The organism is Stieleria mannarensis (genome assembly GCF_014154935.1).
Classification (GTDB): Bacteria; Planctomycetota; Planctomycetia; order Pirellulales; family Pirellulaceae; genus Stieleria; species Stieleria mannarensis.
Genome location: NZ_JACEHH010000036.1, coordinates 37,000 through 62,416 on the forward strand (window position 1 = coordinate 37,000; position 25,417 = coordinate 62,416).

At 61.5% G+C, this 25,417-nt stretch carries 7 protein-coding genes; 1 reads left to right on the plus strand and 6 read right to left on the minus strand.

Features of this window, described 5'->3' with window-relative positions; all coding sequences use genetic code 11:
• Positions 1 to 4: 4 nt before the first annotated feature.
• The 6 genes from H1B37_RS22390 to H1B37_RS22415 form a co-directional block, all read right to left on the minus strand.
• The gene (locus H1B37_RS22390) at positions 5 to 2,266 is read right to left on the minus strand and encodes a hypothetical protein (protein WP_182868960.1); all 2,262 of its coding nucleotides are present in this window, start codon (positions 2,264 to 2,266) and stop codon (positions 5 to 7) included.
• Between the two features lie 58 nt (positions 2,267 to 2,324).
• On the minus strand, positions 2,325 to 3,062 hold the full coding sequence (locus H1B37_RS22395) for a hypothetical protein (RefSeq protein WP_182868962.1): 738 nt from the start codon (positions 3,060 to 3,062) through the stop codon (positions 2,325 to 2,327).
• Between the two features lie 453 nt (positions 3,063 to 3,515).
• Positions 3,516 to 5,126, minus strand: a complete 1,611-nt coding sequence (locus tag H1B37_RS22400) for a glycine--tRNA ligase (RefSeq protein ID WP_182869016.1) — start codon at positions 5,124 to 5,126, stop codon at positions 3,516 to 3,518.
• A 361-nt stretch (positions 5,127 to 5,487) separates the two neighbouring features.
• Complete coding sequence (scpC, locus tag H1B37_RS22405; RefSeq protein WP_353620895.1) at positions 5,488 to 7,017, minus strand: succinyl-CoA:acetate CoA-transferase ScpC; 1,530 nt, start codon at positions 7,015 to 7,017, stop codon at positions 5,488 to 5,490.
• A 317-nt stretch (positions 7,018 to 7,334) separates the two neighbouring features.
• A complete protein-coding gene (locus H1B37_RS22410) occupies positions 7,335 to 7,961 on the minus strand; it encodes a Uma2 family endonuclease (RefSeq protein ID WP_182868966.1) in 627 nt (208 codons plus the stop codon).
• A 225-nt stretch (positions 7,962 to 8,186) separates the two neighbouring features.
• Positions 8,187 to 8,984: a tetratricopeptide repeat protein gene (locus tag H1B37_RS22415; RefSeq protein WP_182868968.1), complete on the minus strand. Its 798-nt coding sequence runs from the start codon at positions 8,982 to 8,984 to the stop codon at positions 8,187 to 8,189.
• Positions 8,985 to 9,463: 479 nt separating this feature from the next.
• On the opposite strand from H1B37_RS22415, the gene H1B37_RS22420 reads away from it, so the two are divergent.
• The gene (locus tag H1B37_RS22420) at positions 9,464 to 25,267 is read left to right on the plus strand and encodes a GEVED domain-containing protein (RefSeq protein ID WP_182868970.1); all 15,804 of its coding nucleotides are present in this window, start codon (positions 9,464 to 9,466) and stop codon (positions 25,265 to 25,267) included.
• The last annotated feature ends 150 nt before the right edge of the window (positions 25,268 to 25,417 follow it).

Consider the following 25,417-nt stretch of genomic DNA (forward strand, 5'->3'; position numbering starts at 1 on the left):
CCTCCTAGCCGACGTGATGATCGGAAAATCGAAGGGGCAGCGGTGTGACACCGTCGTCGGCTCGGGCACTGACCAAATCGATCATGGCGCGAAACGCGCGACTGCGTTTTTTGTAGAAGTGACCACGCCCCTCGTCAATCGCCGCACCGAATCCTTTTCCCGTCGTCAACGCCACCGTCTCGATCGGCACCAATTCACCGCGATCGACAAACCCTTTGATCTCCGCATACGTTTTCGGCCCCGACACCCAACGCTGCGTTCCGTCATCACGCGGCAACTCACTTTCACCGCTCTGGGTCGGCAGATCCTCGGTGACCACATCCAAAAACCGGCGATGGGCACGGAGGTCTTTCCAGTAGCCGACGAAAACATGCCCGTGCAACAAGAACAACACCGGATGCACTTCGATCCACTCCAAACACGACGCCATCACGATCGCCAAATCGACACAGGTGCCGAAACCGCCGCCGAGGGTTTCACCGGGTGTTCGTAACCGCTGAGTGAAATCCGCATACGACGGCGGCGGATTGATATAGCGAAGCTTCGCGCCGAGCGACAGCGCCGCCCAAATCGATCGCACTTGCCGATCCACACCCGCCCAACATTCCAACCCCGTGGCGATTCCGTCATAGCTTTGGTAGCCGTCAAATCCCGCCCCGACCCGATCATTCAAACATTGCAGGTAGCCCTGGGCGACGTCGATGGTCCGTGCCACCGCCGGGTCGCGCGGTTGCACGAACGACGGCAACCAGCCGATCTGAGAAGCGTCCAACGTCCACTGGTCCATCGGGGCCAACCAGATCGCATGGGTGTGACGATACAACACCTGGTCGTGCCAACGCAGATCGACGAACAAGCTGGTTTGAACGCGTTCGTTGATCTCGCGGAACACATCGCCGGTCAGTGGCAACGTCACTCGGTCGGCCAAATCGTAGCGATAGGTCCGGGTGCTCAAATCCAGCCTTGATCGAAACGGATACGAATCCACACCGACATGCAGTTGGACTTCCAATTCCACGTCATCGATCTGTGTGATCGCGTCGCGTTGGTCTTCGTTCGGGTTCAACCGCAACGTCAATTGGTCAAACACGCTCTGGCCGTTGTGAAGCGAAGAGTAGTTCAGTTGCTTGTGGGGCCTCACCGAAACCTGGACCAGGTCGCGGATTCGCTCCTGGCTTGGATCGGCCCTGCGTACGAAAGAACTTCGCAGCGCCGACGATTTTGTCTTCGACGCGACCGCACCAAGACAGTCGCGTCCGATTTCGGCTGCCGCCGAAACCAACGAATCGGCCGACCAAAGCACGATGCTGCTGCCGCGAATCCGTGGCCGATAGGCGGCGATCGATTCCCAGCCGCTGCAAAACGCGGCCAGCAGATTCCACTCGGAATCGGCGTAAGCACGATAGAAATGCAAAAAGAAAATCTCGGCGACCGCTTCGTCAAACGTGTGCTGGAACCCGATCGCCGAGCGGGCACCGGCGTGGATCGTCATCGGGGCCAACCGCGCCGCCGAGTCCCAGCACTGCAATCCGACCAACAACGGATTCGGCGAACCGCGGTTGAGCAACCGCGCGATGACTTCGGCGCGGTACTCTTTGGCTTCGCTGGAAGGATCGGCCAGGTACAGCCCGTCGCGGACGCCTGACAGGTTGCTGCCCAGCCGCTCGCGGCCGCTGCGGTTATCGAACCCGGTCACGTGCACGATGTCCGGGGACACCGTTTTGATCTGCCGGCCGAATTGCCGTTCGGTCGGGTTTTCCAAAACCGCGATCTGTTCACACTCGAGTGCTTGAAGGCCGCCGGTGACCAGCTGCCGTTGGGCGGAGAAATTGAAGTGCCGCGCCAGTCCACCCGGTGCCGTCTCGATCACCACCAACCGCTTCGGTGTCCGCGTGCGTTTCCGGCGGCCGGTTTTCAAATGCCGAACGACCAGGATCGCATCGTCAACACGATACGGCTTGGTCGCCGCTGCCAGCACGTACTCCCAGGGCAAGATCCTGGATTCCCAGTACTGATCGGTGTCGGAATCGGGAACGGAGACCTCCACGATGCCCTTGAGCCGGCGGAGATGTTTGGCGGTGACCCCGAGCGAGCGGAGGTCGCGCTGCAACCGCATCGTCTGTCGTTTTCGGGCCGCCGGATCATCGGCCCAGCGATGCCGCTGGCGAACGACATAGTTCCAACGCATCGCGAATGCCTGCAACGGCGGTCCGCAGCGGATGCGGCAAACTTCGGACTCGCTGGTGCGTAAGACGACGCTGGACATCGGTCCTCCTGGATCGGAATCGATCGCGCGAGACAATTGCGCGGCCGATCGCGGACGATCAGTTTTCGAAGAACGGGTTCACCAGGCTACCGTCGGCGGCGCGCCGGGGCGTGACGGTTGTTCGGTCCGGTCGATCATTGGACCGGGGCATGAAGCGGATCGTTGAGGCAGCTTTCCTATTTTGGTCTGTCGGATCAGCGTCGTTTGATTCGCCCGGCTGCGACGATTCAGCGTCTTCTTCGGATGGAAAATTCACCTCGACGATTTCGGGAATTTCGATTTGGTCGAGCGTCTGTTGCTGTTCGTCCAGCTCCGCCATCATCGCGTCGACTTTTTCGAACTCTGCCTGCAGCCGATCACCGCCGGCATCCAGCCCTGCCCCCAGGATCGACAAGGGAATCAGCACGAGTAACAAAACCGCAGCCAATCCGAACGCGGACAAGAACGAATTGACGATCCAAATCCCGAACGCGCGCAGCAGTCCACAGTCGGCGGCCGTGGAAACCATGTACAGTGTCACGAACCAGGTCAAAGGCGTGACCAACAGCACCGCCGTTTCCCCGAACAGGCTTTGTGTTGCGACAACAAGAAAACAATTGACGAACGTGATCGCCAACAACCAACCGAAGCAGGCCAGATAGCTGGGGGACGCTTTGCCGAGCCAAGCGATCGACAGCTTCAATGTGCCCGCCATCATCGCGAAGGTCACAAAGAGGACGGCCCCGATGATCGCAAACCCGATCGCGCCGAGGGCCAAAAACTGTTCCTGTGGGATGTCCTGAGCGATGTATTGCATGGATACGCTTGCCGGCGAGTGAAGAAGGACGTTTTTCTACCGAAGGGTCGAAAACCGTACGTCAGCATTCGCGCGTCGGGGCGGACATCTCCTCCACCCGCTGGGTGGGCAGCGTCAGAGGTTCAGTTGTGAATCGAAAGAACCGTCACGACCGATAAAGAGCGAGCGTTTCGTCAGCGCTGGATTCTGCAGTAGCGGAACTCGCCAAGAGTTTCGCCACGCAATACAAGCACGACGCGCAAGCGGGCTGTCGATTTAGTCGACAGGCCGCAAGCGAGTGAGTTTCCGCTTTTGACGTGTCGATGGAGATTGCTGTCTAGCGGGACAGCGCCACTCTGACGAAGCGATGCGAGCGTGGAATGCGCCGGGGATCCACCTTCTGGCGAAGGTCGCTACGTTCGCACAGCGCATCGATGGTGTGATGACAGGCTGGAAGCCTATCCCAGGTTGCATTCAGCTCAATCGCTGGGTCAATTCGCCCTTCAGATCGTCGATCTTGACCCGCGTCTGTTCCAGCGAATCGCGATCGCGGATCGTGACCGTCTTGTCGCTCAGCGATTCGCCGTCGACGGTGATGCAAAACGGTGTCCCCGCTTCATCCTGACGGCGATACCGTCGGCCGACGGCACCCTTGTCGTCATAGAAGACGTTCATGTGCTGTTTCAGTTCGCCATAGATTTCTTGTGCGACTTCGGGCATGCCGTCCTTTTTGACCAGCGGGAAAACCGCGGCCTTGATCGGCGCCAACCGCGGATGCAGCTTCATCACCGTTCGCGTTTGCATGTTCCCCTTGTCGTCGGGCGCTTCGTCTTCGGTGTACGCTTCGCACAAGAACGCCAAAACACCGCGATCGGCACCCGCGGACGGCTCGACCACGTGCGGCACGAATTTTTCATTGGTCGCTTCGTCGCGGTACGAAAGGTCTTTGCCGCTGCCGCGATACTTCGGCTTGCCGTGCTCGTTCAGCTCGACCTGCATCGGCTGGCCCTCGGGCGAATCGGGGTTCAACTTGCCCTCCATGTGGCTTCGCAAGTCGAAATCGCCACGGTGGGCGATGCCTTCCAGCTCGCCGTATTCCCCCGGCGGCAAGAACGGAAACGCGTACTCGATGTCCGCCGTCCCGACGCTGTAGTGGGCCAGTTCGGCCGGTTCGTGTTCACGCATGATCAACGATTCGCTGGACAGTCCCAATTCGGTGTACCAGGCCATCCGGCGATCACGCCAATAACGGTACCAGGCTTGGGACTGATCCGGCGGGCAAAAGAATTCGATCTCCATCTGTTCGAACTCGCGCGAGCGGAACGTGAAGTTACGCGGCGTGATTTCGTTGCGAAAACTCTTGCCGATCTGGCCGATGCCGAAGGGGACCTTTACGCGTGACGAATCGAGCACGTTCTTGAAGTTGACGAAGATCCCCTGAGCCGTTTCCGGGCGCAAAAACGTGGTGTCGTCCTCGCCGCCGAGCGCCCCGAGCGTCGTTTTGAACATCAAGTTGAATTCACGCGGCTCGGTCAACGTGCCCAGCGATTTTGCGTCGGGGGCAAGCACCGATTCGGTGTCATCGAGCTGGTCCAAAGTCAACGATTCATCGGCGATCGTCAGCTCGTCGGCGTTCTTGGCGCGAAGCTTGAAAAACTTCATCGCACGGCGCCGGACTTCATCGAGTTCCTGTTCGACCTCGGCCAGCGTGGAGACAAAGATTTTCTTGTCGCCCCGCTCGCACCAGCGGCCGCGTACCTGGTCGAATCGGTAGCGTTTCTTGGACTCCCGGCAATCGACCATGTGATCGTGGAACAGGTCGTAATGGCCGCTACACTTCCAAACCTGGGGGTGCATGATGATCGTGCAATCCAGACCGACCATCTCGAAGGCCGCCGGGGCCCCCGCGGGAGCCACCAGGTCGTTGTGGCCTCGGATCATGTCCTGCCACCACGCCTCCTTCAAATTCCGTTTCAGCTCGACCCCCAGCGGACCGTAGTCCCAAAACCCCTGGACGCCGCCATAAATCTCGCTGGATTGGAAGAGGAAGCCACGTCGCTTGCACAGCGACACGATTTTGTCCATCGATTTCATGGTCAGACAGATCGAAAGGTTGGGGAAAGGGGGAGGAAGGATCTCGAATTGGAAGAATGTACGGGCAACGGGTGACGAGCGGGAGGTCAGCTCGGCCCCGAGATACGGTTTTGGGGGGGCTGGGGAGAAAAAGGGTCAAAAAATGGAGTGGTCAAAAAATGAAAGAAGAAAGCAGTCTGCGAGACGCGATGCCGCTAGGACACCGATTCGCTCCCCCTGGCTCACACCACAACCGGCCCGTCCTCCAATTTTTGACCAGCCCAATTTTTGACCAGCCCAATTTTTGACCAGACACGCGCACCGACCGGCCGAGCGTCCCAAGGCCCTTTCCGGCACGCCCGCAATCCGACCGTCAGAAGGACGCCGAGAAGATCCGGTCGATTTCCGATTCGGGGATTTCGTCGTGGAGCATCGACCCGTAGCGGAGGAAATTCTGGTGCAGTTTGAAACAGCGGGTCAGATCATGCTGGACATGGCTGGCCCCGGAATCATGCAAGTATCGATACAGATAGTCGCGATAATCGGGATGCGCACAACGCTCGATGATCGTCAACGCGCGTTGCTTGGGGGCCAGTCCGCGGAGGTCGGCCAGCCCCTGCTCGGTGACCACGACTTGAACCGAGTGTTCGCTGTGGTCGATGTGGGTGCACATCGGGACGATCGTGGAAATGCTGCCGCCTTTGGCGACCGACGGGCACATGAAGATCGACTTATAGGCATTGCGGGTAAAATCGCCGCTGCCGCCGATCCCGTTCATGATCCGCTTGCCACAAACATGCGTCGAATTGACGTGCGCAAAGATATCAATCTCCAGCGCGGTGTTCATCGAAATGATGCCCAGCTGGCGGACGGCGGCGGGATTGTTGGAAATGTCCTGGGGCCGCAAGACCAGCCGCGAGGAGAAGTAATCAATCTCGTCGACCAACTGTTTCATCTGCTGCGGTGACAACACCAGCGCACAGGTGCTGGCGCCGCGGAGACGTCCCTGCCGCATCAGCTCAAACGCCGACGACTGCAGGACCTCGGTGTACATGGTGAAATCGGGCAGATCCGGATGCTCGCCGATCGCTTCCAGCACGGCATTGGCCACGTTCCCGACGCCACTTTGGATCGGTAAAAATTCGCGTGGGATGCGGCCACAAGCGATTTCGCTGGCAAAAAACTCGGCGACGTGCTGGGCGATCGCCTTGTTGATCTGGTTGGCCTGAGAAAAATCGGTCGCTTCATCCGGCTCGTTGGTTTCCACGATCCCGATCACCTTTTCCGGGTCGACGCGGGCGTAGGGTTTGCCGATCCGCTGCAGCGGATGATCCAAGTCGATGGCCGGGCGATAGGGCGGCGTCTTGGGGACGACGATGTCGGACATCTCGGCGACACGGCGTGACTGCCCGCGATTGAGCTCGATGATCACGTTCTCCGCCGAATGCAAGAATGCGGGCGAGGCGCCGATCGAGTTGGTCAGATAGACTCGTCCATCGGCGGTGATCTCCGACGCCTCGATGACCGCGAAATCGATCGGCCCGTAAAAGCCGAACAACGTGAACTGGGGAACGTCCGACAGGTGCATGTCCACGAAATCGACGTCGCCGCGGTTGATTTGGTCGCGGAGCGTGCGCGAGGATTGATAGGGTGCCCGCCAACTGATCGCCTGGGCCTGGGCGAGTGCTTCGTCCAGACTGCTGCCGGTCGACGCGCCGGTCAGCACCCGCAGCTTGTAGGGCAACCCTGCGGCGTGGTACTCACGCGCCCGACGCGCCAGAGCCCGCGGAACCGCTTTCGCCGCTCCGGCCGGTGTAAACCCACTGAACGCCACCATCGCCCCATCCGGGATCAGGCCGGCCACTTCGTCAGCGTCAAGAATGGGAAAACCTTCGTAGTCCACTGCAATACCCCTCGCTTTTGGCGGCATGTCTTTTGCGCAGGCGCCAGGCTCGTCAGCCGGAACGCATCCGTCCAAGCCTAGGACGCGGAGAGGGATCGTCCCGAGAAACAGCGGGTTTCACGTCTTCTCAAGGGAACGACAGCCGCTAGTGCACCGCTCAACCCCTTCAATGCGGACGCACCGCGCCGATATCGCCCCTCGCCGGACAACGCCACTTTGCTGTCGCTACGTTCGCCAAAGCGTGGAAAGCGTCGGGAATTTACCTTCTGGCGAAGGTAGCTACGTTCGCACAGCGATTCCCAGTCTCGCTTGTTGATTCAATCCCCGGCGGCAGCTTTCCAAACATCGTCAACGCGGATCGACAAACCGTCCAGCAACTCGGATGTGGCAAACTCGCCGTCAAAAAACTCCCTGACCGAGCTGTAACTCCCTTGATCCAAACCGAGCACTCGAATCACGCGTTGCTCAGGATCGATGATCCAATACTCCCGAATTCCGGCGGCCGCATATTCGACCGGCTTGGATCGCCAATCCCGATAGCGGCTGGATTCGTCTTCACTGACCACTTCAACGACCAGATCGGCACCACGCCAGTAGGCGCTGGTCCGTCGCTCCGCATTTTCGGCCAGCGAGAATGCTAAATCGGGCTCGCGAAATCGATTTGCACCCGTTTGGATACGAATCGGCGCGAACACCAAAGTCCCCAGCCGAGCGGGAGCAACCACTGAATGAAACGCCAAAAACAAGAACTTCACCATCAATTGATGTGCTTCGGTCGGCATTTCCAAGACCTCCACTGTCCCGTCAACAAGCTCGACCAAACAACGCGATTGATCGGTCAACCGCAAGTAGTCCTCATTGGCCCAAGATCCCTGCGGCGGAAAAATTTTGGCGATCTCCGTCGCTAAGCGTGGCGATTGCAGAGGGGGCGTGGGAGAATCCATGATCGTACCGGCCGAAACAGCAACGGATTTGGAAACGTCGTCGTGGCAACACGCGGACAGCCTATCCCGCGTATTCTACAGCGCCGCAAACGAAAAGGGATTCAGCAACCGTTGGTGTCTAGCCTTTAGGCGATTGCCGGTCGCTGCGACGCAGCGACAGTGGGCGAATAAAGCCTGCACACCAACATTATGCCCGTGCCATCGACTCCTGCCCCTTTTCCCGCACTAGTACCGCGAGGTCGTCGGATACGGCAGCGGGGTGGCGATTTGGCTGTTCGCGTTGGTCCGGGCGGCATCCAAATCGGAATTGATTTGGCGGCTGAGCGCCGCGACGCGTTCGGCGATCATCGGCTGGGTGTTGTTGAGCGCCAGGGCCCGCTGATAGTTCTGCAACGCCTGCGGCAGATCCCCATCGGATTCTCTCAGCCGCGCCAGCGCCAGCCAAGCCCGGGAATTGTTGGCGTCCAGTTGCACCGCATCCTCCAGGTATTTCAGCGCCGTCCCTGACTCACCGGCCTCTTCGTACAACCGCGCCAGTTCCACCCGTGGCTCCGAAGCCAGCGGATTGTTCGAGGCCCAATTCTTAATCAAGGCGAACGCGCGGTCCGGCCGGCCGGTATCCATCAACAGAACCGCCAACCCGCGATGGCACTCGATATGGTTCGGATCGTGGTCGAGACACTGGTTGTAGAGCGCCTCGGCATTGCGAAACAGCGCTTCGTCGTTCCGCTGGCTGGCCAAACGGTGTTTGGTCGCGGCCAGGTTGTAATACCCGTCGGGGTTGGTGGGGTCTTCGGCCACCACCTGCTGAAATTGCTGCAGCGCCGCGGTGTACTGTCCCTGTTGGTGCAACTGGGCCCCCAGGACGTTCTTGCCGCTGGTGTTCCAACTACAACCGGTTGACGCAAGCAGGGGCGCCGCGGCAAGCACCAGCAACGCCGAGCGATTCACTGCGAAAAAACGATTCCGGCGGCGGGGGACACCGCTCTTACGGGCGGCTTTCTGTACGGCTAGAAGAGTCATCTAACTGCCATCCTGACAGGGTGCGGCCGCTTCCAACGAGGGGGGCTAACTCGGCCCAGCGGAGGATTCGCGGCCAAAAGGGCGTCGCATCGTGCAAGCGGACGGTATCAACCGGCGCGGAAAGCTCGCAAGAGAGGAACTTTCGTCCGTCAGAACACGTCGAACGGGGCACGCGTGAGCTCGTGATGCGAATCTGCAAGGATTAGGACGGTCGTAACGCTCACTATCGACCGCCCAAACCCCGTGAGAAACGCGTTTTTCGTTGCGGATCGACACGGCCTAATTACACTTCGTGCCAGGTACCGCCGCGCAACCGCGCAGATCCCCTAGCTTATCGAATTTGCAACTTTTGACCTAAGAACGGGTCAACTCCGACAACCGGACCGCGTTGACCGGACCGCGTTGTCGGACTCAACCCCACAAGTGCTGCCCCAACAGACTGACTGCCCGCACCACGGGCATAATGACGAGGCCTCTGGATGACCTTCCGCAAACCATCGCATTCCCTTCGCACACATCTCAGCCGTAACTCCGGGTTGCCGACCGATGGTACGACTTCGCCCGCGGCCCACCGTGCCGGCCGCAACCGCCGCAGCGGGAAACGCCGCGACGAGAAACGACGATCGCTGATGGAGAGCTTGGAGACACGGCAATTGCTGGCCGGTCCCGAGCTGATCGGGATCCAGCCCAACGAAGGCGATCTGCTGTTCAACGGTGACACGTTGAATTTCTCGCCCAAGGAATTGGTTTTCCGGTTCGACGACAACACGCGAATCGACGAGAGCACGCTGGATGCGATTCGGATCACGCGTGCCGGCGAGGACCGCACGTTCGAGTCGGCTGCGGTGACAAGCGACTTGGGGACCGGCGGCACGGCGTTGTTTGAGTTCCGCGCCCGGCAATCGGGCAGCCTGGGCAACGGGATCGAGGTGGAGTTCACCGAGACCAATCGCGTCGGCACATCGGCACCGATCATCACGACGGATCTGAGCGAGGGGCGCAAGATCACGATCGACATCAACATCAATCCGCTACAGCGGACGTTGGCGCGGGATCTGGTTTCGGCGATCAACCGTGATCTGCGTGTCAATCCTGACGACCCGATGCGGGCGGGTGATCTGATCGAAGCGATCCAAATCAGCGGCCCGTCGGGGCAGCGGATCGGTTCGTCCGACAGTGTGCAAGACAAGACCTTGGTGCTGGACGGCGCCAATGCGGCCCAAGCGGTCACGGACTTTGGGACCAACGGCGCAGTGCGTGTCCGCTTTATTTCGCAGCTGCCCGGTTTGGACGGCCGCGGAACCAACTTGGTGGTCGAACAGCGAAACTTCGGCGCGCCGGCCAACCCTGTGATCGTCGTCACCGATCAATCGGTCCGCATCCAACTGAACAGCTTCCCGGGCGCCCCGACGACGGCCGAACAGCTTGTCGCCCAGCTCAATTCAAACCCGCAAGCCAGCCAATTGGTTCAGGGCACGATCCAGGAAGGCAACGGGGCAACCGCGATCGGCAACCTGCCGGTCAACTATTCTCCGATCAATCTGAGCGGCGTCAGCGACGTGGTGGTCGAACCCGGCTTCGTCGGCCTGGGCGATTCGTCGCGTGAAGTGATCTTCCGGTTTTCCGAACCGCTGCCGGACGACATTTACCAAATCGACGTGTTGGGAACCGGTTCGTTCGCGCTGCGTGGTGAAGACGGCGAAGCGTTCCAGGACGGCACCGATCTGACACGGACTTTCAACATCAACCTGGGCCCCCAGGTGGTCGCGGTCGTGCCCGAGCCGGTCCGTCGCCAATCCAACGGAACCCTCAGCACCGAAACCGGGATCATCGAAGTTCACTTCAACGACGATGATCTGCTGCAGTCGGCGGCCCAAAACGAAGACTTCTATCAGCTGATCTTCACCCGTGATACCGTCGACAACACCGACGACGTGATCATCCGCCTGGACCCAAGCGTCAGCGGCATCGTCAACACCAAGGTCGGAGATGGCTGGATCGTCCGTGTTCCCGGCAGCGTGACCTACAGCACCATCACGAATATCGCGAAGCTGGATTTCAAGATCCCGCTGTCCCGAATCCCGGATCCAGAAACCCCAGGCCAACTGCTCTCGGGGAACGCTCGGCTACGTATCGGCGCGACCGAAGACCTGCCGATGGCACCGCAAGAAATCGCGCTGCCGCCGGGCACGGCGGCCGCCCCCGATGGCGCCGGCGACAGCTTCGAAACCGCCTTTGACCTGAACACGACATGGAGCCTGAGCGGGGCGACGACCACGCGTTCGGCGACCTTGACCAGCGAAATCCGCAACGAGACGGCCTTCGAACTGGATCTGCCCGGCCCCGATGTTCCCGGCACACGGGACATCCGGGAAGAAGACCCGTCGCGACTCGACCGCGTCGTCCCCTTGGATTACGTCCGTCAATTTGCCGACCAAGTCGACGGGATCACGACGATCGAATACGACTTCGTCGCCAGCTGGTTGGGCGACGACCCGAACCGTCCGGGGATCACCGCGGACACCAATTACTTCAACATCATCAGCGCGGAACAGAAACAACGCGTCCGCGAAGTGATGTCGCTGTTCAGCGAGTACTTGGGCGTGGCGTTCGTCGAAGTTTCCGATCGCGACCCCGCCGACATCGCCGGCTTCTCGATCGTCGTCGGCGACCTGTATGGCGGCGACGAGCGCGAAGCCAGCGCCCAAGGCGGTCTGGCGGTTGTCACCCGAGACCGTGACGGCGACGGCACCGACGACTTGGTCGTGATGGACTTCCAGGACTTTGACGAGTCGGTCGACGACCAATTCGGTGGCGAATTCTTCCGCGGTGCGATGTTCGGCGTCGGACAGCTGCTCGGCTATGGCTATGCCGACGATCTGCCCCAACCGGTCACCCAAAGCACCGACTTTATCTTCCAACCGGGCACCGACAACGAGCCCGCGTTCCCCAGTTATGCCGACATCGTCCACGGGCAATACCTGTACCGCCCCGACAGCACCGACATCGACATGTACCGATTCCAGGTCGACCAGACCGGATCGGTGGCGATCGAAACCATCGCCGAGCGTTTGGGCACGCCCAGCCTGCTGGACACCCAGCTGCGTCTGTACGTCGAAGACGCCGACGGTCGGTTCGTCGAAATCGCCCAGAACGACGACTACTTCAGCAACGATTCGCTGATCCGGATCGACAACATCAACCCCGGCAATTACATGATCGGGGTCAGCGCCAAGGGCAACGACACCTACGACCCCGCGATCCCGGGCACCGGTTTTGGCGGTCTCAGCCAAGGCAGTTACGAATTGCGTGTGGATTTCACGCCCTCGGCGGTCAGCATGATGACCGACAACACCGGCATCCCGCTGGACGGTGATGCCGACGGCCGGCCCGGCGGCACGTTCAACTATTGGTTCAAACCCTCCGACCCGTCCGAGACCCTGTACGTCGACAAGGGCAACGTGACGCTGCGTCAGGCCGGCGGGTTCATCCCGTCCGGTCTGGGCGACCTGGCCTTCATCGAAGCGTTCCAGACCCGAACGATCGGTTATGTCAACAGCGCCTACGACGAAATCGACTTGGCGATTGCCGACGCCAGTCGGATCTCGGTGCTGAAACAACAAGCCTTCAACGGAACGCTGACCGAATTGAATCAGTTGCGTCTGTCCGGCAACCAAAACGACATCCAACGTGCCGCGGCAATCAGCAATTATTTGGCCGGCTTGGATTTGACGATTCGTGTGCTCGGCAACGGCGGTCGCGACGGATTGGTGCAAACCGCGGGCGACAACTTCAGCTACAACATCGGTGTCAACGGCAGCGGATTGGCCCTGGAAGACGGCTCTAGTTTGAACTTACCCGCGGGCGTTCAACTGATGGTCGACGCCGGAGCGATTCTCAAGTTCAGCAACACGCGATTGGGCGTCGGCAGCATCGCGCCGACGATCGACTTGAGCGGGTCCAACCTGCAAGTGCTGGGAACGCCGACGATCGTCACCAGCAACGGCTTGCCCGCCCGCGATGAATCCGGCGGCATCATCCCCGGCAGCGTGTATTTCACCAGCGTCAACGACGACTCGGTCGGCACCGGCAACCAGACCGGTGTGCTGCCGGCGGCACGTCCCGGCGATTGGGGCGGCATCGATTTCCGCGGCGACCTCGATTCGGCCGACGAACTTCGCTTCAATCCCGAAGACGAGGGCATCTTCAACAACTTGGTCCAGTACGCCGACATTCGCTACGGGGGAAGCTCGGTTTCGATCGGCGGACGCAACGTCGTCGTCTCACCGATCGACATGGCGATCACCCGACCGACGATCATCAATTCGAAGATCTCCAACAGCGCCGACGCTGCAATCGCGGCCACCCCGGACACGTTCCGCGAGGACCGTTTCACCGACCCGAAATACCAGCAAGCGGGATCCTTCACCCCGGATTACACCCGAGTCGGTCCGGAAATCCACGGCAACACGGTGATCGACAACAGCATCAACGGTCTGTTCGTGCGATTGCGGACGCGGAGCGGATCGACGCTGGAATCGATCACCACCAGCACGCGTTTTGACGACAGCGACATCACGCACGTGTTGACCGAAAACTTGGTCATCGCCGGTACGCCGGGCGGCCCGATCCTGCAATCCGACGCGCCCTCGTCATTCCTGGTTCGCCTGACCGCCCGCCCCACCGACGGCGCCGTCCCCGCGGGCACGTATGTCTATCGATTGACCAACGTGACCGACGCCAATTTGGAATCGGCCGCCAGTGACGCAACCGTGTCGATCACGACGGTCGCCACCGGCGGAATCCTGCTGCAACAACTGCCGACGGTGGAACCGGGAAGCGCGACGGTGGCAAGACGTTTGTACCGCGCGACGGTCGACGCCAGCGGTGTCCCCGGCCCGTTCCAACTGGTCGCCGAGCTCAACGCCAGCAGCACGACCTTTACCGATCGCCTGGCCGACGGTGGTGCAACGCTTCAACTTTCGGCCAGCCCGCTCCGCAGCCGGTTGGACGCCAGCTTGGTGATCGACCCCTCGACCGTGCTGAAAGTCGACTCGGCAAGGATCGAAGCCCGTTTCGGCGCCAATCTGATCGCCGAAGGCACCTCGGGTAACCCGGTCGTGATCACCAGTCTGGAGGACCAACGCTATGGCGGCGGCGGCACCTTCGACACCAATGACCGCGGCAACGCCGGCGAAATCAACCCCGGCGATTGGGGCGGACTGTACATCGGCCACGGTTCGTCGGCCAGCATCGACAACGCCGTGATCGCCGGCGGCGGCGGCACAACCCGAATCGAAGGCGGCTTTGCCTCCTTCAACGCGATCGAAGTTCACCAAGGCCAGTTGCGATTGACCAACAGCCGCATCGAACAGAGTGCCGACGGACGCGGTGCGCTCAACGGCACCCGCGTCGGACGCAGCGACAACGCCTCGGGGGCCGTGTTCGTCCGTGCCGCGACCCCGATCATCGTCGACAACGACTTCATCGATAACGAAGCCGCAGCAATCTCGATCGACATCAACTCGCTCAACTCCCAAGAAGTCTTTGACGGCGGACGGTCCACCGGGTCGATCGACAAGTTCGACATCATCGGCAATAGCGGCCCGCTGATCGACGACAACTCGATCACCCGCAACGCGATCAACGGCATGGCCGTCCGCGGCGGAGAACTGGTCACCGAAGGCGTTTGGGACGACGTCGATATCGTCCACGTCGTCACCGACATGATCGAAATCCCCAACAAGCACATCTATGGCGGTCTGCGACTGATCAGTGACGCCCGGGGCTCGCTGGTCGTCAAACTGCAGACCCAAGAAGGCGAAGAGGAAACCAACCCCGCCGGGATCGTCGTCGGCGGCTCATTGCTGTCCGCGGCAGATGAATTCGTCGACATCGCCGATCGCATCGGCGGCTCGCTGCAATTGATCGGACACCCCGATTTCCCGGTGATCATGACCGCGCTGTCGGACGACTTCTCCGGCGCCGGATTCACCATCGACGGCTTTGCACAGGTCGACACCGACAACGATGGCGTGATCAGCGGCGTCATCACCGGGGACGACGATGACGACACGGGCAGCGGCGGGTCATTTGTGGGAACGCTTCCGACCGGCCCCGAAGTCAACCTGGGCAACACGATCGACAACGACGTCGCGACGACCATCACCGGATCGTTCACCGCGACGATCGGCGATGCCAACGACGTGCTCTCGAGTGCCGTGACCGTCCAGACCCCCACCGCACAACAACTGGTCAACCAGGATTATGTCTTCCAGTACAGCACGTACCTGACCAGCGGCGGCACCACGACCGCGCTGGCGGCGACCACGATCACACAGCCCGCCACGCTGATCGCCGACGACCGCGTGGAAAGCCGCGGTACCTACACCGGTCCCAATGGGGACGTCAACTGGATCGCCACCAGTTACTTCATCAACGGCTTGCCCACCCTGTTCTCGACCCTGGACCTGCAATCGGCCTCGCCGCTGGGCGACATCCGCGTCGTCAGCTACCTGGACGAGGACGTCCAAAGCATTTCAGACGATCTGCTGTACACGGTCGGCACCCCCGGCCAAGCCGATTTCCGGGTCTACACCGTCGACGGACCGTTGCGAGTCGGTTTCTCCCACGGTGGCTTCTACACCAATGACGGTGTCAACCAGCTGGGGGCGACGTACGAGGGCTGGGCGGCCGATCAATTTGCCGAGCTGCGGACCCAAATCACCGCCGGCACACAGACCTATTCGATTCCCGGCGTGATCGACTTGGGCGACCTGCCGCAAGGCATTGACCCGGTGTTCGGAACGACCTTCGGGCCCAACGACATCACCACCGCGCATTCTTGGATTGTCGACTCCACTGCGTCGAGCGCACGAGTGACCAGTTTCCTGGAACTGTTGGCATCGGATCCGACCGTCGACCGGGCCAACCTGGTCCAACCGGGCCAATGGAACGGCGTCACGATTCGTGAAGCTGCCGATGACCGCAACGTCGCCGCCGCGGCCGAACAAGAACCGGTCCGCACCACCGTGTTCGACACCAACGCGTTCCCGGGCCAAGCCCAATTTTTGGGCGAATTGGCCCCCGACGAGCAATCCGGGGACGAGAATCGTCGCCTCGGATTCATCGTCGATGGTGCCATCACCACCCGCGATGACGTGGACGTGTACACGTTCATCGCCGAAAGCAACACCGAAGTCTGGTTGGACATTGACCGCACCAGCAGCGGACTGGACACGGTGATCGAATTGATCGACTTCAACGGCGACATCCTGGCCGCATCCAATGACTCGCTGTTGGCCGAGCGCGACGTGGCGACGGGAATCTATGTTTCGCCGCGGTTGGACAGCGACGCCGCCCAACCGCTGACGGTCAACGAGGAACGGATCCCCGTCCAACGCATCACCGTCGATTACGAGATCGTCAACGCGACCAGCGGCAACCTGACGTTCGGTCTGGCGGGCGTGCCGGGCACGACGGTCGACGTCGACGCGGCCGATTTTGTGGCCGATCCCGCCGGCGCGATCGCCGACGCCTTCAACACCGCCTTCGCCGATGAACTCGGTTTCGTCACCGCCCAGTTGCTCTCACGCGGTGCCACCAGTGACTTCGTCGTCGAAGTCCGCTTCGACGCGGCCTTCTTCACGGCCCTGCAAGTGCCCCAGATCATCGGAACGGCCAACCCGGTCTTCCCGGCCATCGACAGCCTCGGGTTTGAAACCGACGTCCGCGACTCGGTCCTTCAAGACACGTATTCCTACAACCCGAAAGACGCCGGGATGCGAATCCGTCTGCCGGGTGAATCGGGCACGCTGAACCAGTATCACGTGCGTGTGCGAAGCAGCAACGTCCGCGACGGCAGCGACCTGGACGGTCTGGTCAACGGAAACGTCCTGGGTGGCCTGACCCAAGGCCGGTACTCGATGCAGATCCGCCTGGGTGAAACCGATGAAAGCGCCGGGACCCAGATCAACCTGACCGACGTCCGCTACGCCACCAACGGCGTCCAAATCATCGGGCAACCGCTGCACTCGGCTTTGACGGGCGAAGATGCCGAGACGACCGCACCCAATGACACCGCCTCCGATGCCCAGCGGCTCGGGTATTACGGCGTCGGGGCCGATGCGGGCATCGAAGCCGGACCGCTGCAGAGCGATCGGCTGGCCAAGTCCTTCGCCGGAACCATCGACTCGGCGACCGACGTGGACTGGTACTCGTTCGATATCGCTTACGAAAACCTGACGCGGGACGGATCACCGCTGTACCTGTCGACGATCATCGATTTGGACTACGCGTCCAACTTCGCCCGCAGCGACATGGCCCTGTACGTCTTCAACGCTCAAGGCGACCTGATCTACACGGCCACCGACAGCAACGTCGCCAACGACCTGCCGGCCTCCAACTCCAACAACAGCAGCGACGACCTCAGCCGTGGCGGGGCGGGAGTCCAGGATCCGTTCCTGGGCAGCGTGGAACTGATCGAGGGGACGTACTACGTGGCGATCTCCAACCAGACGCAGGTTCCGATCGCGTTGGATCAGTTCTTCAACGCCGCGAGCAACAACCCGCTGGTCCGCCTGGAACCGATCGCCGCGATCGATCGGATCGCCGAAGACGACATGAACGATCGCGTGCTGTTCGACGAAAGCTCGATCGTCCCCTATTCGCTGGACGATGTGGTGCTGTACGTCAACACCAGTTCCGGGCTGCACGTCGTCAACCCGTTCACCGGCCAAAACTACGGCCAGGTCGGCTCCTTCGGCGGCGAAGACATCTACGACGTGGCGTTCCGCAGCAACGGCGAACTGTATGCCTACACCGGTTTTTCCAACCGGGTCCGCAGCGACAACACCTGGTTCTACACGCAAATCGATACCGGAGACGCGTCGCTGAATCAGATCAGCACCGGGGCCGGCATCACGACCTATGGCGACATTTTGGTCGAGGTCAATTCGCAACAGATCCTCGACGCGGTGGCCAACGAAGGGATTTTTGTCGAAGCGATTTCGATCCGCGAATACAAGAACGTCGAACGGGGGCTGTTCGTCGGCAGTCGTCCGACGCTCAACGGGGCGTCGGGTCTACAGTATCGCGACAACGTGTTGTGGGAATTCAGCCCGCAATCCGGTCTGGCGGTCGGTCCGTCGTTCAACCGATTCCTGTTCAATTCTGGTGCGGGAACGATCCCGCGTGAAATCGGCCAGATCGACACCTCGGCGCCGGCGACCGCACTGTCGACTCAACTGGGCGTTTCCGACGTCGTCGAAGTCGCCGGCAACGGTTTGCTGCAGCAACAGCTCTTCGACGGCGACACGTTCACCCTGATCAGCGGCACCACGACGACGACATTCGAATTCAACATCGCCGGCGACGTGGCCGTGACCGGCGCTCCGGTCCTGGACGGCGACACGCTGACGATCGGATCGAGTGTGTTCGAATTCGACGCCGGCCCGCGTCTGCAACTGGCCGCCGTTTCGGCCAACGGCGGTCTGGACATCGGACAAACGTTGACGGTGACTGATTCGAGCAACGCCAGCGCGACCTTCGAGTTCGTCAACCAAGGGGATGCCGCGGCCCCGGGAAACATCCCGATCAACATCCGCCTGACGAGCGGGCAAGCCCGCACGGCGGGCCAAATCAACAACGATTTGGCGCTCGCGATCCAAGCCAACCTGACCGGCGTGACGACCACCGTGTTGAACACGGACCTGGCGTTTGACAACGCGACGTTCACGTTCGACGGGGCCGGCATGTCGATCGTCGGTGCCAACGGCGTGACCGCCGGCAACATCGCAATCCCGGTCGACGAGTCCTTCGGTGCGACCGAGGTGCTCGACGCTATCACGGACGCCTTGACCGCCAACGGCATCGCCCACACGGTCGTCGGCCAATCGTTCTCGGTCCCCGGCGCGACCTCCATCAGCGTGGATTCCCAAGCCCTGGTCAGCGGCGGCAGCCCCGGCGTCCAGGTCGGTCGCATTCCGATCCAACTGGAATTGTCCGACACCGCCGCCGACGTCGCCCAAAAGGTCGCCGACGCGATCAACAACCTGGGCGGCAACGCCAGCGCGACCGCCGAAAACCGCAGCGTCTCCATCACCGGCGGATTCATCGGCGGGGCGAGCGGAAATCTGGTCGCTGGCGGCCTGCCGCAAGGCGGAACGGTCACCGGCGTGGAAATGGTCGGCAACGACATGTACGCGATCACCGATGCCGGCGGCTTGTTCCGGGTCACCGACGCCGAACTGACCGGCGGCGGCAACCAGTTCCTCAACGGCAACCGCCAGATCGGAACCTACGTCGAATCGGCCACCGACCTGTTGCGGGTTCCGGGCGGCTTCACCGGACTCCGCGCCGGCCCCAACAGTGTCGACGGCGGAGTGTTTGCCGATGTCCTGTTTGGCATCACCCCCGGCGGCGATATCTATGCGTTCAACACCGACGGGGAATTCCTGCCCTACTTCGCCGGCGGCCGTTCGAGCATCTCGACCGGAATCACCAACGCCGAAGGCCTTGATTTCAGCACGCTCGATTACAACCTCTGGCACTACACCGGCGCCCGCAGCGGCGACGCCGGACACGGCGGCAGCACCTCGCTGGCGTTCACCTACGAAACGTCCTTCCAGAACAATTACAGCAGCCCGGCGGAGTACCCGACCAGCACGGCGCGGCGTGACGGCCAGGGCGTCAACAACACGTACAACTTCCCCGGCGGTGCCAAAGGCCAAGTCCAAAGTAAGACGTTCTCGTTGGAAAACTACTCGCCCAGCGACGTTCCGGTCCTGTACTTCAACTACCTGATCGAAGCCGATGGCGGCGGAAACACCGACGCGTTGCGAGTGTATGTCGTCCAGCCCGACGGCACCGAACACGCCGTCGCACTCAACACGACCGCGCGGAACGCGGCCCCGGGTGCGAACGACGAATTCGACGATCCCGATCCGGTCGCCCCCTACAACGACGTGATCGATGTCGACAAGCAACAACTGTTCGACAACACCGCGACGTGGCGACAAGCCCGCGTCCCGCTGTCCGACTTCGCCGGGCAAGCCGGCCTCAGCTTGCGGATCGAGTTCACCACCGCCGGGCAATTGGATACCGGGTCGACTTCGATTCGCACCGTCGCCGCCTCGGATCTGGTCGAAGGCCAAACGATTCGGATCAGCGGCGAAACGTTCACCGTCGACTTCCCGCCGACCCTGATCGCGCCGGCCGGGGCGCAAATTGCGACCGCCTACGTGGCCGATCCGAACAACCGGGCGACCTTCGTGCTGGACGGTCAAACCTACGTGCTCAATGACGGCACTCGGACCGTTGACACATCGCCCTCGGATCCCAATGACCCCAATTCGGCACCGAATGAGATTTCGATCGATTTGACCAGCGGCCTGACGGGAACCGCCGACGTGGCCGATTTGACGGCCGCGGAAATCTCCTCGTTGATTCAAGCGGCCGTCACCGCGGCGCCGCCGTCGACCCTGACCCTTTACGATTTCGTGGCCGACCGCAACACGGTCGAATTCGGTGACGCCGTCGACCTGACATCCAGTTCCAACCTGATCACGATCCGCAACACGTCGGTGTCGGGGGCCAACCTGATTGACGTGCGTGCGGCAATGTCGGCCAGCGAGGTCGCCGTGGCGGTCCAGACCGCGATCCTGGAACGCTTCCTGCCGAACTCGATCGGCTCGGCCGGCCCCAACTACGTCCCGACGTCCAACGCCATCGTCACGTTGCCCGGATTCACCGTCTCCGACGCCGGACCGTTCGCCAACACCGGCCAACGTTACGCCGATCAATTCGGCGGCACGCCGGTCAACGGCTCGCGCGACAACGATTTTGAAGGCGTCTACTTGGACGACTTCATCATCGGCTTGGCCGAACGCGGCGAACAGGTGACCGACCCCCGCGGAGTGAACGCGCCGCTGGACACCGCGTTTGTGACCGACACGCGTTTCGCGTTCCCCGAACCGGACGACCCCCGCAGCAACCTGGTCACCGGTTCGTACCAGGTCGAAATCCGCGACGGCAGCGAATACATCGCCTCGGCCACCGCCTCGCAGTTCCGGACGTTCAACAGCAATGACCGCCTGGGCTCGGCGATCTCCATCACCGCTCGAAATGCGGCGGACATTGTGGACGGTCAAACGTTCTCGATCACCGACGGTCGGGCGATCGTGGAGTTCGAGTTCGATTCGAACAACTCGGTCACTCCCGGACGCGTGCGGGTCCCGTTCTCGTTGACCGTCCCCGATGAAGACACCGGCGTGATGCGTCCGCAGACGGCGACCGAAGTCGCCGCGTCGATCATCGACGCGATCAACCGTTCGGATGTCCGCAGCGTGTTGGACGTGCAAGCGGTCCCCAGCAGCGGATTCGAAAGTGAGGTGGTGGCCCAACCGGGGATCAAACAAGTCACTCGGATCGACCCGCGAATCAACCTGGTCGGCGACGTCGTCGTTTCCGATCCGGCGCGTTCACTGGCGTCGGTGGACCGCAGCGAGTTACGCGGTGACAGCAACCGTGATCGCGGCGCCCAAGGCGTGATCATGATCGAAAACAGCCGCTTCCTGTTCAACCAAGAATACGGCATCAATATCCAACATGATGTCTCGGCAACGGTCGCCGGCAACGACACCGATTCGATCGTCCGTTATCCGCGAAACCTGATCGAGCTGAACAGCGAAAATCTGGTTCCCGGCGTGGTCGTGCAAAGCAACATCATCGCCTTCAACACCGTCGGCGGTATCAACCTGCAAGGCATCGACAATACGCTCGACGAAACCTCCCAGGATCCGGTCGCGATCGACCGCATCGTCAACAACACCATCATCGGCGGAACGATCACGCCCGGCGTGGATGCTCCCTCGGAAACCATTGCGGGCATCCTGTTCGACCAAGGCCAGATCTCCTTTGCCGATGCCGTGGTCGATTACTCGCCCGATGCCGGCGGCGACGCCCCGACGTTGATCCACCAGACGCCGACGTCGGCACTCGGAGCGCCCCAAACGACGGGCCGAGGCGTCGAGCCGATCGACGGTCAAACGACGGTCTCACTGGGCCTGGGCGGTACTTTGACGCTGCAGTTCGTCGACAACTACTTGACCGGCAGCGGTGATGCGACCAACGACTTGGTGGTCTTTGAGACCGGCGACATCGAATCGGTGCGCGTCGAAATCAGCCGTGACGGCATCGACTTTGTCGACGTCGGCATCCTCGGCGGTCTGACCAACCAGCTTGATATCGACCAGTACGGATTCGGCCCCAATGATCGCTTCGCCTTCGTCCGGTTGACCGACCTGCGTCAAGGCAACACGACCGGCAGCTCGCTCGGTGCGGACATCGATGCGGTCGGTGCGATCAGTTCCGTCCCGGTGGACAACTTCAACCAAGGTGGCACCGGAATCAATATTGTCGGTGGCTCCTCGCCGACGCTACTGAACAACGTGATCGCCAACAACGAAATCGGTGTCGACCTCAACGGCGGCAACGACGGCATCGTGTCCGGTGGCAATTCGTATTACCAAAACACCGACGACACCGGCGCGAACGTCGGACTGGGGACCTTGGCCCAGCTCCTGACCCCCAGCGAAGCTGTCTTTGTCGATCCGGGCAACTTCGTGTTCTCACCTGCTTCGGGTTCGCGGATCATCGACAGCTCGATCGATTCACTCCCCGACCGTGCGAGTTTGACGACGGTCCGCAGCGCCGTCGGCATCGATCCTTCACCGGTGCTGGCACCACGCTTGGACGTCAACGGCCAGTTCCGTGTCGACGACCCGAACGTGGAACCGCCCAGCGGGCTTGGCGAAAACGTCTTCAAGGATCGCGGCGGTTTTGACCGCGGTGATTTGGAAGGCCCGCGTGTCACCTTGCTCTCGCCGCTGGCCCCCGGAATCGGACTCGACGCCGGACGTGCCACCGTGCTCGGTGCGGCACCCCAAGCGTTCGAGATTCAGTTGGTCGACGGCATCGCGCCGGCCGACATCGTTCCCGGAACCGGCATCGACGATCGATCGGTCTCGACCAGCTCGCTGATCCTGCTCAAAGACGGCGTGGCCCTGGTCGAAGGCACCGATTATCGATTCGCGTACAACCCCAGCACGAACATCATTCGCCTGACGCCGATCGCCGGTGTTTGGGAAGACGATTCGACGTACGTGATTCGCATGATCGACAGCAGCGACGCGATCATCCAAGCCGCCGACGGAGTCGTGTATCCCGACGGCGAAACCGTCACGATCATCGATGAACTCAACCAACGCACGGTGTTCGAGTACGACTCCGGAATCCTCATCGACATGCTGCCCGGGTTGACGTCGACCACCGCCGATGGGTTGACCCTGACCGTCTACGACGGGTCGGTCACGCGGTCCTTCGAACTGGATGTCAACAACGCCGCCAGCCCGGTCTCGACCGCCGTCACGATTCCCGAGGCCGGTGACACCGAAGACTTCATCGCCGCCTTGGCCGCGGCGATCAATGCCGATCCGCTGTTGAGCTTCACCGCGCGTGCCTCCGGCGAAACGTTGCAACTGGTCGGCGGCACGCCGTTGTCGACCGCGACCAGCCCCAGCGGATTTATCCAAATCGCCGGACGCATCGGAACGGCGACCGGTTTCGGATTCGAAATCCCGCCGCTGCCCGGCAGCACGGTCGCCGACGTGGCCGACGGACAAACCATCGTCGTCCGCCTCGGTGCGGTCAACGAAGTCATCTTTGAATTCGACAACAACGGCTTGCTGAACGACCCCAACGCCACCGCTGTCCCCTTCAACACCGGCGCCTCGCTGGATCAGGTCATCAACGCGTTGGTGATCGCGATCGGCGGTTCGGGGCTCGGCTTGGCACCGACCAATGCCGGGTTCGGACGCATCTTCTTGGGTGGCGACAGCACCTATTCGATCGACCTGACGAATTCGAGTGCCACGCAAATCGGATTGGCCGGCGACCAGCCGACGGTCCCGATCAACATCCCGATCGACCAGCCGGCCGAAGAGGTCGTCAAGATCATCCAAGCCGCCATCGATGCCGAAAACCTGCCCGGTGTGAGCACCTCGCTGGTCGACGTCCGCGTCTTCCTGGAAGGCACCGGCGGGGTCTCCGGTTTTGGTGCGGTCGACATCGTCGTCGTCCAAGACCAAGTGGGCAACCTGCTGCAGAGCAACCAAGCCGACGGTCGAACCGAACTGACGATCTTTGTCGGAACTGGTTTCGATTACGGAGACGCCCCTGCCCCGTACGTCAGCGAACTGGCCGACGGCGGACCACGTCACCGCGTCGACCCGACACTCGGCCTGGGGCAAATCGTCACGGCCGACTCCGATGCCGAATTGCCCAACGCCGACGCCGGCGACGACGGTGTGACCTTGCCGGCAGCGTTCCAAGCCGGATTCGAAAGCAACATCAGCATGTTCGTCCGCAACACCGACGCCGGGATGCTGAGCGACAATCCGGTCTATGTGGACGCGTGGTTCGATTGGAACCAAAACGGTGTGTTCGAAGCCTCCGAACGGCGACGTTTCGGAACCCCAGGGACGAATCTCACGCCCGTCTTCAACAACACCTCCACCACGGTCTCGATCGATGTCCCCGCCAACGCGGCGATCGGCGAAACCTACGTGCGATTCCGCATCAGCGAATCGGCCACCACCGGACCGACCGGCAGCGGCGGGATCGGTGAAGTCGAAGATTACGCGATCTTTGTCACCAACAACCCGTTCCAGAACCCCAACGGTCGGTTCGATGTCAACGATAGCGGCAGCGTCACCCCGCTGGACGCACTGAATATCATCAATGCGATCGCACGCAACGCGGCCAACACCGGATTCGTCGATCTGCAGGTCACACCGATCACCAATCCGCCGTACCCGGACGTCAACGGCGACGGACTGCTGTCGCCGATGGACGCCAACGCGGTCATCACCGAACTCGGTCGACTGGTCAGCCAAGGCGAAGGCGAAGCGGCAGCGATGAGCTACCTGGCCGCCGCGCCGGGTGTCCTGGCCAGCGGTCCGACCGTGATGGGCGATCTGCTGATTCACCAAAGCGTCACCAGCGATCGGCTGCCCGCGACGTCGGACGATGCCGCTGCGGATTCCGATGCGACGCCCGCAGCAGCGGACATCGTCGACCAACCGAGCAAGACCAGCGTCTTCGACTCGCCGGCGTCGATCGAACTCGACGCGATCGTCGACGAATTGGCCGCCGACGTGAGTGATTCCGGCAACGAAACCTCGGAGGACGAAAACGGACTGGACCTGTTCTTCGCCTCGCTTTAGAACCGACCGCCTCGCCTGGCCTCGGGGATCGGCCCCCGATTCCGGAGCCACCCTGCTGACGGGAAGAGACGGAGCGTCGCGAGGGGCATGTGGATCAGGTTGAACACAGAACCCTTCCTGTCAGAGTTCGTGCGGTTTTGCGAAGTTCGT

What these genes read in the sequence shown, in the direction of transcription:
- H1B37_RS22390 (WP_182868960.1), bottom strand. Translation starts at nt 2,266, where the DNA reads ATGTCCAGCGTCGTCTTACGCACCAGCGAGTCCGAAGTTTGCCGCATC.
- H1B37_RS22400 (WP_182869016.1), bottom strand. Translation starts at nt 5,126, where the DNA reads ATGGACAAAATCGTGTCGCTGTGCAAGCGACGTGGCTTCCTCTTCCAA.
- H1B37_RS22395 (WP_182868962.1), bottom strand. Translation starts at nt 3,062, where the DNA reads ATGCAATACATCGCTCAGGACATCCCACAGGAACAGTTTTTGGCCCTC.
- H1B37_RS22410 (WP_182868966.1), bottom strand. Translation starts at nt 7,961, where the DNA reads ATGGATTCTCCCACGCCCCCTCTGCAATCGCCACGCTTAGCGACGGAG.
- H1B37_RS22415 (WP_182868968.1), bottom strand. Translation starts at nt 8,984, where the DNA reads ATGACTCTTCTAGCCGTACAGAAAGCCGCCCGTAAGAGCGGTGTCCCC.
- H1B37_RS22420 (WP_182868970.1), top strand. Translation starts at nt 9,464, where the DNA reads ATGACCTTCCGCAAACCATCGCATTCCCTTCGCACACATCTCAGCCGT.